Here is a 435-nt window from a genome sequence, read left to right as displayed (position 1 = left end):
TCTATGTGCTCGGCACGCGCGTGAAGGATATCCGCATCGCCGACCGGCTGGCGCTGATCTCCGCCATCATCGTCCTGGTCTTCGCCGCCTTCGAATATTTCCTGCTCGACCTCTATCTCGATTGGTTCAATGTGCTGGGTTATTACATCTCGCGCGGCACCGTGAGCCTGCAGGACAGCTATGGCGCCACGCGCGGCCTGTTCATCTCCGGCAATCGCCCCGAACCGCGCACGCTTCTGCCCTTTCTCGGCCAGCAGCGTGTCTCCTCGGTGTTTCTCGAACCAGTGTCGATGGGTAATTACGGCGCCATCCTCTATGCCTGGGGTCTGTTTCGCCGCGACTACAAACATCGCTGGTTCCTGATCATCTCGGCGCTGATCCTGATCATTTCGGCTGACGCGCGCTTCGGCCTCGGCGCCTGCGTCGTCATGACAG

Annotated in this window: 1 pseudogene; it reads left to right on the top strand. The window is 60.5% G+C overall.

The features are described 5' to 3' along the window. Nucleotides 1–435: pseudogene (locus AC1D0P_RS30005) on the top strand (polysaccharide polymerase); the annotation flags it as partial.

The organism is Polaromonas sp. P1_G2 (assembly GCF_056405515.1).
Note: the sequence above shows the minus strand (reverse complement) of the source record. Positions and strands in the feature narration are given on the sequence as shown.